10 protein-coding genes are annotated in these 13,081 nt (G+C 44.7%); 3 read left to right on the top strand and 7 right to left on the bottom strand.

Translation table 11 applies throughout. From position 1 onward, the window contains the following. Positions 1-291: 291 nt before the first annotated feature. The gene (locus ACYVJQ_RS09575) at positions 292-4,041 is read right to left on the bottom strand and encodes a LamG-like jellyroll fold domain-containing protein (RefSeq protein WP_460892852.1); all 3,750 of its coding nucleotides are present in this window, start codon (positions 4,039-4,041) and stop codon (positions 292-294) included. Positions 4,042-4,546: 505 nt separating this feature from the next. Continuing rightward, the gene (locus ACYVJQ_RS09580; RefSeq protein ID WP_460892853.1) at positions 4,547-5,221 is read right to left on the bottom strand and encodes a TIGR02117 family protein; all 675 of its coding nucleotides are present in this window, start codon (positions 5,219-5,221) and stop codon (positions 4,547-4,549) included. A 400-nt stretch (positions 5,222-5,621) separates the two neighbouring features. Here ACYVJQ_RS09580 and ACYVJQ_RS09585 point away from each other — a divergent pair, with 400 nt between their 5' ends. Continuing rightward, complete coding sequence (locus tag ACYVJQ_RS09585; protein ID WP_460892854.1) at positions 5,622-6,665, top strand: nucleoid-associated protein; 1,044 nt, start codon at positions 5,622-5,624, stop codon at positions 6,663-6,665. Positions 6,666-6,758: 93 nt separating this feature from the next. On the opposite strand, the gene ACYVJQ_RS09590 is transcribed toward ACYVJQ_RS09585, so the two are convergent. The 5 genes from ACYVJQ_RS09590 to ACYVJQ_RS09610 form a co-directional block, all read right to left on the bottom strand. Further along, a complete protein-coding gene (locus ACYVJQ_RS09590) occupies positions 6,759-7,154 on the bottom strand; it encodes a phage holin family protein (protein ID WP_460892855.1) in 396 nt (131 codons plus the stop codon). An 88-nt stretch (positions 7,155-7,242) separates the two neighbouring features. Beyond that, entirely contained in the window at positions 7,243-7,944 is a 702-nt protein-coding gene (locus ACYVJQ_RS09595; protein ID WP_460892856.1) for an N-formylglutamate amidohydrolase, read from the bottom strand. Next, on the bottom strand, positions 7,941-9,182 hold the full coding sequence (locus ACYVJQ_RS09600) for a carboxylate-amine ligase (protein WP_460892857.1): 1,242 nt from the start codon (positions 9,180-9,182) through the stop codon (positions 7,941-7,943). The genes ACYVJQ_RS09595 and ACYVJQ_RS09600 overlap by 4 nt, the downstream gene beginning before the upstream one ends. Further along, positions 9,179-10,645, bottom strand: coding sequence for a RimK family protein (locus tag ACYVJQ_RS09605; protein ID WP_460892858.1), 1,467 nt, complete (start codon positions 10,643-10,645; stop codon positions 9,179-9,181). The genes ACYVJQ_RS09600 and ACYVJQ_RS09605 overlap by 4 nt, the downstream gene beginning before the upstream one ends. Next, complete coding sequence (locus tag ACYVJQ_RS09610) at positions 10,633-11,400, bottom strand: peptidase-C39 like family protein (RefSeq protein ID WP_460892859.1); 768 nt, start codon at positions 11,398-11,400, stop codon at positions 10,633-10,635. Before ACYVJQ_RS09610 ends, ACYVJQ_RS09605 begins: the two co-directional genes overlap by 13 nt. A gap of 257 nt (positions 11,401-11,657) precedes the next feature. On the opposite strand from ACYVJQ_RS09610, the gene ACYVJQ_RS09615 reads away from it, so the two are divergent. Next, complete coding sequence (locus ACYVJQ_RS09615; RefSeq protein WP_460892860.1) at positions 11,658-12,377, top strand: LytR/AlgR family response regulator transcription factor; 720 nt, start codon at positions 11,658-11,660, stop codon at positions 12,375-12,377. Continuing rightward, the gene (locus tag ACYVJQ_RS09620; RefSeq protein ID WP_460893591.1) at positions 12,331-13,071 is read left to right on the top strand and encodes a TetR/AcrR family transcriptional regulator; all 741 of its coding nucleotides are present in this window, start codon (positions 12,331-12,333) and stop codon (positions 13,069-13,071) included. The genes ACYVJQ_RS09615 and ACYVJQ_RS09620 overlap by 47 nt, the downstream gene beginning before the upstream one ends. Positions 13,072-13,081: the final 10 nt, after the last annotated feature.

The raw sequence follows: 13,081 nt of genomic DNA on the forward strand, positions 1-13,081 counted from the left end.
AAATGATTAAGAAGGCATTATAATAGAAACCTTAATAAATGGAAGAGTTTATTCGGAACCGAAAATATGTACTTTACATAATATAAATTATAAGACTATTATAGAGTATTAAATTCAGTACACTTTATTTAGCCTTATACCTTATTATATGTTAAATACAGAATTCTTGAGGCCAACAGGTTTAATTGGCTTCAAGAGCTCTTTGATCTATATAATTTCTATTAACGAGCTAATAATGTTTGACAAATTTAATTTTTGGTATCATATATATAACTCTGAAGCTTCTGTAAGCTACTGTTTTATCAGCCTCAAAGTTTGAATTTCCGGAAGTCCTTGTATCTGTATGTAATATGGACCTTTGCTCAATTCATTTATCGTAAATTGGAGAATTGTCCCGCCATTGGCTGATAACTGTTTTACTACAAGGCCTAATGGACTTAGGATGCGGACTTGGTATACACCTTTGGGAAGCTTTGTCAAATCAAGCTGAGCTACTCCAGAAGTTGGATTAGGAAAAAGTTTTACTCCTTTTTGGGTTACCTCAAGCAAGTTCACTCCCACAACTTTACTGTATTCCTCTTTGCCATCTAAGTCTATCTGTTTTAACCTGTAATATATTACCCCAATGCCTGCATCTAAATCTTTGTAAGAGTAAGCAAGTTTCACAGAACTGTTTGCGCCTTTACTTGGAACAAAGTCCAGGGAGTTAAAGGTTTTCCCGTCTTTTGAACGCTCCACAAAAAAGCCACTGCTATTCCTTTCACTGCTTGTTTCCCAATTTAAAAGCACACCATTGCTTTCAGCTTTGGCAGTAAATAAGCTAAGGGTTACCGGTAAAGGATTATTAGGTGTAATGCTGGCCAGTGCATATTCTGCATTGCTATTAGCGGAGAAGGTCAAAGTGTTGGCTACTTCATTTGGGATAACGCCTGTGTCTTCCCAACTTGCATCGGCTAGGTTGTCTCTCCTCAAAAGCCTGAGGTCGCTGGGGACATTTATTCCAGGATGGCCTTTATAATTATAGACTAAGGTATAGCTAGGTGCTGCCATATTATTTACCTTTACCCCCCAAGAACGTAAAGGATCTACGGTATATCCGGCTGGAGCTATGGCCCCAGGTCTTGCGGCTTTGGCATCTACCCTATATACCTGCACCTCATTGGAGGCAGAAAGCACAGAGATCCCATCGCCGTCTGAGTGAGACAACAATGCAGAATATCCACCTGCAGCATCATAATCATAACTGGAGGCGTTGCCTAAAGAAGCCCCGCTCCAAACATGGTCTGATTCCGTCATATTAGCCATTCTACCCGTATTGAAATTATTGGATCCATCTATAATAGTGGTGCCCGAGGTTTCATCCATGCGCCAATACCCAACCAATCCTGCCTCAGATCCTGATAATTTACTAGTCATGGCTGCCTTTATTTCAGACTCACTTCTGGCCACGTTCCAGATTCTTACTTCATCCATGATCCCTCCAAAAGGAAAAGGACTTGCTGCGGTAGGCTGTGCCCCTATAGTTAAATCTATAGTGTTGGTGGCAATAATTATGGCAGTAGCTCTTGACGCTTCCTCTTTGCCATTCACATAGATACGGGTAGTACTGCCATCAAAAGTAGCAGCAATATGGTACCATGTTCCTGTTAGCAATGTAGTTACCGCATTGAGTCTATTATTATCTTGAGGTGTAGGGGTTGCCTGGTTAAACCGTACAAAAGGAATGTTTCCGGCTGAGATGGAAAGTTCATATCCGCTTGTAGCGTCTAAAGTTGATTTTGAAACAATTCGTTGTGTACCAGATTTGCCAAGTTTTATCCAGGCTTCAATGGTAAGTTTTGAGGTTAGGTCAAGCGTATTATTGTCTGGCACAGTGACATAGTCATCAGCTCCATCTAAATCCAAAGCGTACCCTGCCCCATTGCTTTCTACGGCAGTAACACCAGGAGCAGTAGTGAAACTTCTGGACAAAGACCAGGCACTTGTGCCGCTGCTATTGGACGCATTTACCCGCCAATAGTATGTGGTATTATTCAAAAGACCGGAAACTGTTGTGGAGGTTGCAGTAATATCACCTAGGTCAAATACCGTAGAGGAGAAATCTTGCATAGTAGAGACTTGCACTCGGTAAGAGACCGCGTTTGCAGAAGCCTCCCAAGAAAGTGCTGGCGAAGTAGCCACCCCAGTAGCAGCGGCCTGGGGAGAAACCATGTTGGGTGTCTGCGGAGGTAACGCTGCTATTGCGCTAATCTGAGGGCCGCTTAAAGCTATATTATAGACCCGAGCTTCATCAATAGCCCCTTGAAATTTATTCACCCCATCGCTCTGCGCACCTATTGACAAGGGCAAATCATTAGTGCTAATGGAAGTTTGAGCAGGCAAAGTTGTAGAGCTGTTCTCTATGCCGTTTATGTAGATTCTGATGGTAGATGTTGGCTTATCATAGGTAGCGGCAATATGCATCCATTGAGTGCCACTTATTGGATAAGAAGCCACTGAGTTCAATCTATAGGTGTCGCCGTTGGTTTGCTGGTTAATCCTAAAGAAAACCAAGCCTCCTCCTGAAAGGGATAATTCATAGCCATTACTGCTCCCCATGATTCCTTTTTTGATTATATATTGGGTAGCCGTTTTTTGAGGTTTTATCCAGGCGGCAAGTGTAATCGAACCGGTAATGTCAAGAGAGGCGTTGTCTGGAACTGTTGCAAATTGAGTTGAACCGTCAAATTGTAAGGCCTGGCCAATCTGGCCTGTAACTCTTGTAGGAGAAACAGTGGTAGTAGCGTTATTCTTATAGGTGGAGGCGTCTGAAAGCGTATTACCCGCTTCTTGCTCCATTTGCCAATGGCCTACTAAAGCTTCACCTGGGGTTATGATTGCATCTGTAGCCAAAGCGCCCACAATCTGGGAGCTACTTGATGCCAGGAGGACAATTTCTGAATTATAGTTTTCCTTGGCAGTGGTTAGGTTATTATAGTTTCCGGTGAACAAAGTTTGTTGGGGCCCAAAGGAAATACCAGCTATAGGCGATTCTTTATACAGGATATTCCCTCCCCCATCTACAGACGTATAAAAAACTTTTAACTTGTCTTTCGCCTCATTTAAAACAACTACCGGTCTTGTGCCCACAGAGCCAGTAGTAACCGGGTACATGTTATCCCAGGTGCCATTGGGCCGCCTTACCAACAGGGCAATTCTGGTATAGCCTGTAGCATCATAACTTGTTTTTACAGCTGCAAACAACGTACCGTCACTTGAAGCTTTCAGGTTAATATGGTCATCAGCCATTCCGGCCCCCACCGCCTCTGCCGATTGGGAGGCGGGCACTTCGTCATTTGTCCAAACTGATGGATCAGTTCCATTTACATGAGTTCTGAACCCGAAGGCCTTAGTAGTCTGGTTAGACCAAAGAACCCCTATTTTGCCTGGCAAGGAAATAATGGCGCAAATATCATCGTCATTTATTCCGGTGGCAATGGTTGTGGGGCTACTCCAGATGGTATATGGGGCATCGCTCCAGCGCACGTTCACCGTTGTAGTACCCGCCGATGCCAGCCACATTCTCCCGTTCCCATCAACATCAATTGCAGCGGTTTCCACACCGTTATCTAAGGTAATGGGTATTTGCCCGGAAGAGGACCGCACATAAGTAGAAGTTGCCTGATTATAAGTAACCGAAACAAGTTCAGACGAAACACCTTGGTAAAGGAGAATATGTACAGCATCGCCTAACACTTTGCAATCGGCACGAGATGTAGTATTAGCAGAAAGTTGGAGTTTAGGATTCCAGGTGGTGCCTTCCAGCAACCATAGCTGGGTTCCGGTATCATTGGGGAAAACGGCCCACCATTTTCCGGCGTAAGTCCAAACCTTTGATTGCGGCTTCTCTCCGGTTATATCTGGAAGGGAAATTGGAACAGGGGTAAGGTTGGTAGTGGAGGAAAAAGCTCCTTGCGCTTTAACTTCAGATGAAGATAGAAATACTGCAAGGAAAACTGAAACTGCAATAAACAAAAATATGAAATTTTGATATTTTTTCATGGCATATTCTTATTTAAATACCTTAAGTAGATTCTTTTCTTGAAAAAACTATGTATCATTTGTATAGGGAAGAAAAATGAGGAACAGACCAAATTAGCTTTGGCTAAAGGGACCGCCTTCCCTGGACCCTTTATGCTGGACTATAAAAGAATTATAGCCCAAGAGGTGGCTTTGGTAAGGATAAGTCGCTTATATATCTTAGTTGTTGTAAAGGACACTAGGGGGTAGTGCCAAATGTATCTTCTGTAAGTCTAAATCAAAAAAGTACCTTACTTTCTCATATTATATAGACGCAGGTAGATTAGAACGTTATTTTTCAATAGAAAGTGGGAATAATAAATAAGTTCCCATCCCTTTGAACCAGTTTTAACTTACGGGGTTATAGGATTCAAGTATTAAAAATTTGAAGGAATTTTAAATTTTGCTATCAGATTCAGTTATTTATACACTTTCATGACCTGTTTACTAGTATAAACCGCAAATTTTAATAAGATTTTGTAAACGCTTATTTATAATGATAGAAAATGCCTTGATAAAATGGTGTCCATACCGCCGCTTTCTGGCCACTAGCTTTTAAACCGGCATTGGCCCAGGTATTACAGGTATAAAAAAGATTGTAACTGCCTTTGGCTTCATAAAAAGCATCATTCAAACCGTAATTGGCATTGGTTTCAATGTGTTGAGATTCTCCGCTGGCGTTTAAATCAAAACGAGCTATAATGAAGTTGGTTAGCCTTTTATACTGTTCCAGACTGATATCAATCTTTTTGCAGTCCTTATTCTCCTGCACGGAAGGTAAAAAGGTGGCGTGTATAGCCGAGGAGCTTAACCCGGTCATGGCTTTTACCGCCGTACTAGGTTTTAAATCGGCCCAGGTGGGTGTTTCCAGGTAGAAGCCTTTGTCTCCCCACCCAAAACCCAGGTATTGCGCGGTCGTGTCATTGCCTTTGGTCTGGTTGTACTTAACATAAGTAGTCCAGTCTATGACTTTACTCTTCACAGGTACTACTATATCTGTATGTACCCCATTGGTAAGCAAGTAGATTGAAATTTCATTCCTGGTTTCGGGCTCGGCTGGCACGGTCATTCTGGATAGAATGAAAGCCGTAATAAAATACACTAAAACTAAAAGTACCAGGGCCAAAAGTCCGTAGGCAAGCAGGTGGAGCGCTAATTTCAAGAACAGTATCTTTAAAAAATGTAGTAAATGAATATAGTAATTTATGGTTCATACTCCTTTTAAGAAAAACAGGCCATAAACACCGGTGATTTTGCAATTCTTTTCTACTTAAACTAGTCAGCTGTTTTATCAAAAGGTAAAACCTAAGACCAGAAAAGCCAACTTATTTGCGTTTTAAAGCCGTTTTTCTAAAATCAGGCTCAAAACAGCAAATTGGGTTTGAACCCTACTTTTCAGTATTGCCTCCCTCCTTCTTCTCCTTTCCACTTCGCTTATGTTGCGCCTATAATTTTTTCCAAAGAAAACTAAGCCGTTGAATGCGGTTCCTATTGCTTACTTTTGCATCCTTTGCCTGGCATTTTTATACCATGCTGTTTTAGAAAAAATACATTGAACCTTCATGAAATTTGATACCGCTTCCCTTACCCAGCTTTCCATTCACCACGTGGGCAATAAAGGGCTGGAGCAGAAACTCACTTTGTCAGAAAATACCATTTCCCCGGGCGACGGCCTGACCGAACGGTTGGAAAAGTTTTTCCTGACGAAATTTGCACAGGCGCACGAGCGATTCAAATTCAGTCATCCCTCCTCTCTGCAGTTTAATGAGGTATACAGCTACGCGGAAAACATTTTCGCCGATAAGGAGAACTTCCATGAGAATTCCCGCAACATTGCCCGTCACTTATTTGAAAGCTCCAGCCACCCTAAGATAAAACCCGGCGAGTTGTACGTTTGTAATTTCATCAATTGTGAAGTAGAAGAACGCGTGGTAGAAGCCGTAGGCATCTTCAAGACGGAGGTAAAAAGCGGCTACTTTGACATTCAGCGCAAGAACCGCGATTTTGCCATCTCTTACCTGGAAGGAATTGACAGTAACAAGTTTGACAAGGGCTGCATCATCTTTAACACGCGCCCAGATGAAGGTTATATTGTGGCCATCCTGGATAACCAGAACCGCGGCGAGGAGGCCCAATACTGGCGCGAGAATTTCCTGGGGCTCACGCAGATCAGCAATGAATTCCACCAGACCAACCATCTGCTCAACATGGCCAAAGAGTTTATCTCAGAACGCATGACCGAGGAGTTTGAAGTGGAGAATACGGACCAGATTGTACTTTTGAACCGATCTGTAGAATACTTCAACAAACATGAGACTTTTGATAAGGAGGAGTTTGAAACGGAGGTGTTCGGGCAGCCAGATCTCATTGAGTCTTTCCGGAATTTTGACGGGGAGTATAGGCAGAATTATGATGTGGAATTGGAGGATAGCTTTGATATCTCGCCGCAGGCGGTGAAGAAACAATCAAGGGTATTCAAGAGCGTGCTCAAGCTGGACAAGAACTTTCATGTGTACATTCATGGCAACAAAGACATGATTGAAAAAGGCGTAGACGCTGACGGACGTAAGTACTACAAATTATATTTTGAGGAGGAAGAAGTATAGCTTTCCGTTTTAAGCACGTTTTTCTGAAAACAAAGCCAAAACGCCCGCCTAAGTTTCCTAAGGCGGGCGTTTTAAGTGTAAGCTTATGAGAAGTTAGCTAAGCAGCAATTCTGTTTTAGGAGAAAGCGAACTATAATCTTCGCGTACGCCGTCTTCATCAGAACGGTGAATGAATGTGCTTACCAAAGACAAAGCCAGGGCTATGACCAAGGCCGGCCAGAAGCCTTTTACCTCAAAGCCCCGAACCAGTTTGTCTACTATTTTAATGACAATGGCGGCCACAATCAGCTTCACAATGAACTCCAGCAGGAAGAAAGTAACCAGGTTCAGGACAAACGTCAGGATGTAACCTATCAGCACGTTTAGAATCCCGATTAAGATAGCTACCCAAAGGGCGGTCCAGAAACTTTTTACGGTCACTTGTGGCATTAAATACGCTAGCAGCAGCAGCACTCCGGCGCTTACCAGCAGATCAAGAATAAAATTCATTTTTTTTCATAGTTAAGGTAGAACAGAAATTTGATCATTAGCCCTGAAGGCCAACTTGAAAGCATATACTGCACTTTAGGTAATTTGGTTAAAGCGCCCGCTCAAAAGATTGAACCAAGGCCTTTTGCAGTACTTGCCATTTGGCAGGTTCTGTGGCAGGAAAACGCTGGTTCACCTCTAATTCCAGACCTGCGTATTGGTCATTGGCGTATTGTTTCCGCAGTTGGGTCACAAACCCGTCGGCGGTTCCTTTATAGGGATAATTGTACCTGATTTTATACTCCGGGAAATGCTCCTGTAACTGCTGGCGCCATTGGGCGGCAAACAACTGCTCCCGCTCCCGCTTGGGGTCATACAGAAACCCAATATCAGCCTTACGGTCTTTCCCGGCCAGTTCTGGCGTGAAGCTATGCACAGATACGTGAAGTACCTGTCCTCCTTTTTCTACCCAGGCTGCTACCTGTTCTTCCACTTTTTGGCGGTAAGGCTGATAATAGTTTGCCAGAACTTTTTCTGTTTCCTGAGGGGGCAATCCTTGCATGAATTCTGAAAAAAGCTGCGCGTGGTGCAAAGACCTGTTCAACTCCACTACTAACCGGCTAGTGGTACTGGAAAGGCTAAAGTCTGCCACACCCTTAAACTTTTTAAATAACTCCAAGGCTCCAATGTCATACCCACGGTGGGTAGCTAGCACTGCCTCTGCCCCCTTAAAGTATTCTGCGTATTCGGGTGGGATTTCATTGCCGCCGTGTTCACAGGTTAGCAATACTTTTACCAAAGGGTCTTTCACGGCATGAAAAGTTTGTTCTGGGATAGGCATTGCGCCAACTGCCGGTATACCTCCTTTATTTTAGCTAAATCAGGATTATCACCCAAGGCCTTTAAAATTCTGGCAGACAAAGGCCCTTGCTCTAATATCCCGTTCACGCACTTGGCTAAATCTGCGTCAAACCCGGGCTGCCCTTTTATTTGTTGCCACAAGTTATTCCATACCTGCCCTATGGTTGCCTGTTCCTGATTTATGCCTAAAAGGTGCAGGTAGGCTGTATTGGTGATTAGGGTTTGGGGACCGTTTTTCAAGGAAGATAGGAAAAGGTCTGCCAGGTCTTGGGTGGAGGCCAGGCGCTGTTCCTGATAACTACTCCAGGTTTCGGCGGTGAGGTGTTTTAAGACTTCCACTACCAGGACTACAATGGCTATATCAGCCCGCGGACATTCCTGGTTATCTATAATCCTGATCTCAATGGCATTGCGGCTAAAACGGGCAATGGCACCGCGGGAATTGAGGAATTCATCTTGTAATTGGCCCGCTGGGTCATAGGGGGCAATGGCAGCAAACAACGGTTTAAAAATCTGGGTCCGGTACTCTGCCTCAGAAAATACAGCCTCCGGAATAACCTGACCCGCAATGAGCGGTATTTTTTGTTGGTTTTTGCGGTACACTTCCAGGCGCGTATCTAAGAAGCCCGTCATCTTACCGTCCAGCATGGGAGATGCGGCGCTTATAGCCGGAAGTAAGGGCAATACCAACCTGATGGCCGCATGCAATCTCCCAAATTCCACGTCATTGCCAAACGGTAAGTTCAGGTGCGTGCTCTGCAGGTTGGACCAGCCATGGCCCTGGCAATTGAAGATTCGGTTATAGGCCTCATAAATCTCACTGGCTTCATGGGGCCACAACACGGTTTCTGAAGAAGGGTCCATAAAGGGGTGCGCCCCTGTAGGAAGCAGCATGGCGTTGAAAGGCTCCAATAGCCCATTAACCCGCTCCACTTCCCTGTGAAAAGAGTGAGCCAGTTCAGGAAGTTCTGGGGCAGGACCGTTGGTTTTCAGTTCCAGCACGTGTAAGACCAGCTCATTAGACCAAGCCATGTTGCCGCGCTCAACGTCTGAGGTTAGCTGCCCTGCCTCTGCTTTAAGCACTTCGTCAGCAATGGGTTTCACTTTGAGCGTGTCACGGTCTACAATCATGTACTCCATCTCCACGCCATATCCTGCAAAGAGACCTAATTTCCGTTTGGTGCTCATGACTGTTCCAGCTTCTTTTGGTTATCAATGCGCCGCTTAATGGATTTAAGGATGGTGAGGTACAGGTCCTTTTTCAGGATTTTGTCTTCCACCCCAGAGTCAATATTAGGGTTGTCATTCACCTCAATCACATAGGCCTTGCCATCAATTTCCTTCAGATCCACGCCATAAAGCCCGTCCCCTATTAAATTGGCGGCTTTCAGGGCCGTGTGCAGCACAAAGAAAGGCACGTCTTCAAAGGGCACTGTTTCAAAGTTACCGGTGATGTCCTTTTTCTTGCCTTCCCAATTGTAGATCTGCCAATGGTCTTTGGCCATAAAATACTTGCAGGCATACAAGGGCTGTTTGTCCAGGACTCCTATGCGCCAGTCAAAATCAGTGGGCGTGAATTCCTGGCCTATAATTAGGTCTGACTCAGAAAGCATTTCTCCCAGTTGTTCAGCCAATTCTTCCTCAGTTTTTACCTTAACCACGCCTTGGGAGAAAGACGAATCTGGTTTTTTAAGGACGCATGGCAAGCCCAGTTCCTCTACCACCTTGTTGCAGTTATCTCGGTGAATGATCATGCTTTTAGGGATATTCACCTTGGCTTTGGTCAAAAGCTCTGCCAGGTACACTTTATTGGTACACCGCAGAATGGAAACCGGGTCATCAATGACCACCAGGCCATCGGCGTGGGCCCGCCGGGCAAACCGGTAAGTATGGTGATTCACCGAGGTGGTTTCCCTAATGAACAGGGCGTCAAATTCAGAGAGGCGGCGGTAATCTTCTTTGGTAATCAGCTCTGTGTAGAAGCCTAGCGTCTCGGCGGCTTCCATAAAGTTTTGGATGGCCTTGTCATTGGACGGTGGATCGCTATCTGCAGGGTTTACCAATATGGCCAGGTCATAGATTTTCTTGTTGATGCGGTTGTTGGAGAATCGGTTACGGGCAAAATAAGACCGTGCAAACTTGTACAGATCCCGTAAGTGATGCTCAGGTACCTCATTGACCGGTATGGGATTTATGCTTTCCAGCACCCATTCTTTGTTGTAAACGAATTGAGCGCGCAACAGAGGTGCCTGGAATAGATCATGCAACTGTTTGCTCAGCTTCTCATACTGTTTTGCTACGTTTTGCCCAAAGTAAATGCTCAGGGTGAAATTCTTGGACTTGAGCTTGGATAGGCTTTTCTGGATAGATTCATTGATCTCATCAGTGATGGCCCTCACAATGGTCTGTGATTTCAGGTCCTGAATGGTGGTAACGTTAGGAATGGCCCTGTGTCCTCTGGCCTCGGCCAATAAAGACACATAATACCCACTGCTTTGGTACTTGTAAGAACGGCATAGATTGAAAATACGGGCGCTCTTGATTTCTGTGTAGGCAGGATCTGTGAGGTACCGTTGCGCGTCTACCACTTCTACATCCTCTACGTCTAAATCCCAGTCTTTAGGATTATTGACTACTACTAGTTTGCGCATGAAGGTCTTTTGGGGTCTGAAGTATAACTTGTTTTTGGTTCTATGGCCAGAAGATTGGCGTCATAGGTGACAATACCCAACATAATGGAGTTTATGAGCCTGGGTATGGTGACATTGTAGTAATTGTTTCGGTACAGCGGGTTTTCCTGGTACGGGTCTGCTACAATCACGTGTTCTTTTTCCTCCTCGTTATCAAAGCCGGCCAACACTACAAAGTGCCCCAGTGGCTCCCCCCTTACATCATCATAAATGGCTTCACCTCGTTCATTGGTTCTTTCGCGGGCACAGTTATAGAGATAGGTGGCGCTTAAGCCCGTAAGCAAAGGCACTCCCCTAGAAAAATAACTATCTAGAAGTTTAACCGTCAAATCCCGGTGGCAGATTTCCCCTCCCAGGCTCAGGAACTCAATGTAGGCCTGCGTGGCCACGTGCAGCTTGGCATCTGATTTATAGATTAACTGCTCTTTGAGGTTGGCAATAAGCGCCTCATTGCTGAGTTTAAACCAGGTGGGGTCAAAAACATACAGGTTGTAGGTATAAATACGGGCCCGGTACCCTCTCTTCAAGGCATGGCAGCCCAAGAGAACTGCCAGGGTCCCGCCTTCCTCCAGAAAGGAAACCTCAGAGATCACCTGCTCCAGCGGCACCACATCATTGAAATACTGATACACCGCATGCAGACTGGTAGGCCCGCAGGTAGAGTCATCTGGTTGGGTGAGAATCTTAAGAGAACTTAATAGCGTTACTGGAAGCACTTTTTATACGTCTTTTTGAGTCTCTTATACGTGATTTAACCGTTGGGTTATAACCGTATAGGCCCTGCAGCCAAAAACATTCTTCTGGAGGTTCTGATTGGGATAATATAAAGTCGTAATTTGCCTTAAAGCCAGTGAGTTAGTGCAGGTATATTCTTTTTCATGAAAGTGAGCTGAAATATGGATACAATCTCCTAGATTGGTACCATTAGAATTACCCTTTTACATAACCACTTTCTTACTTAATCTTACCCCCCTTGAAAAGAGAGAGCCCCTACCGCGCCATCATAATTGATGATGATGAATTAAGCCGGATGATCCTGGAACGGCATATTTCTGCAACCCCCTCCCTTAAGTTAGTGCAATCCTTTGGGTCCAGCCTGGAAGGCCTGGCCTGGCTATTGAAAAACGATGGCGTAGACCTGCTTTTCCTGGATGTGGAAATGCCGGAGTTAACCGGCCTTGAATTGTTACGGACCTTACCCCATAAGCCGCAGACTATTCTCATTACCTCGCACAAAGATTTTGCCCTGCAAGCGTTTGAGTTACAGGTAGCCGATTACCTGCTCAAGCCCGCCGACTTTGCCCGATTCACCCAAGCTGTTTTAAATGCCATTGGCAAAATGGAAAAGTCAGCCGTGGCCTCTTCACCTGTCTCTGCCCAGGCCGACGCCCTCTTCGTGAAGGTGGATAATAAAATCATCAAGTTAGACTTGCAGCAGGTTGGATACATTGAAGCCCGTGGAGACTATGTAGTCATTAACATGGAGGGCAAAAAGCACATTGTGTACACCACCATGAACGCCATTGACCATAAACTCCCTGAAGACCAGTTCATGCGGATTCATAGGTCCTTTATCATCAATTTAAAGATGATTGAATTGATAGAGGATGACTCGGTTTTCATGCTGGAGAAATATATTCCCATTGGTGGTTCCTATCAGTCTAAATTCTACAGCCGAATCAATAAGCTGTAAACTACCCTTCGAAAGCTTATTTAATTCCCGTTTCGGGCCCGTTTTTCAAAAAACGGGCCCGAAACGGGAATTTTATTTGGAGCCTATTTCTGCAACTTGTAAATTGAACAAACGTTCACTCATTATGTCAAAGCGCGTAATTCAGCGGGAAACCAGCGTACAAACCATTCTTGAGGCTGCTTTGGAATTGTTTGCTGAGCAAGGGTATGATAAAACCTCTATAAGGCAGATTGCCCTAAAAGCCAATATTTCATTGGGCTTGCTATACAACTACTTTAAAAGCAAAGAAGACCTTCTCAAAGAAATTCTGGTAAAAGGCCGTCAGGATATACTGGCCTCTTTTGAAAGACCTGATGGCCTCAGCCCTATCCAGTTTTTGGAGCACCACATCAGGACCACTTTTGCTTTGCTGGAAAAGAATAAGAATTTCTGGCGCTTGTATCACAGCCTGCGTCTGCAGTCTGCAGTTTTGAAGACCCTTGAAAAGGAAGTAAGCGCTGAAAACCAGGTCATTCTTCAAAAGCTGACTCAAAATTTAGCGGCGGCAGGTTCTACCTCTCCTTCAGCGGAGGCGGTGCTCATGTTTGCCACCATTGACGGTATAGCCCAGCACTACCTCATTTTGCCAAACTTCCCCTTGCAGGATGTCATGATCCGATATCTGGTTCAGCTCAAAAATCATTTGGCCACGTAACTGTAAAGTG

This window comes from Rufibacter soli (assembly GCF_054781795.1).

What these genes read in the sequence shown, in the direction of transcription:
- ACYVJQ_RS09575 (WP_460892852.1), bottom strand. Translation starts at nt 4,041, where the DNA reads ATGAAAAAATATCAAAATTTCATATTTTTGTTTATTGCAGTTTCAGTT.
- ACYVJQ_RS09585 (WP_460892854.1), top strand. Translation starts at nt 5,622, where the DNA reads ATGAAATTTGATACCGCTTCCCTTACCCAGCTTTCCATTCACCACGTG.
- ACYVJQ_RS09590 (WP_460892855.1), bottom strand. Translation starts at nt 7,154, where the DNA reads ATGAATTTTATTCTTGATCTGCTGGTAAGCGCCGGAGTGCTGCTGCTG.
- ACYVJQ_RS09600 (WP_460892857.1), bottom strand. Translation starts at nt 9,182, where the DNA reads ATGAGCACCAAACGGAAATTAGGTCTCTTTGCAGGATATGGCGTGGAG.
- ACYVJQ_RS09605 (WP_460892858.1), bottom strand. Translation starts at nt 10,645, where the DNA reads ATGCGCAAACTAGTAGTAGTCAATAATCCTAAAGACTGGGATTTAGAC.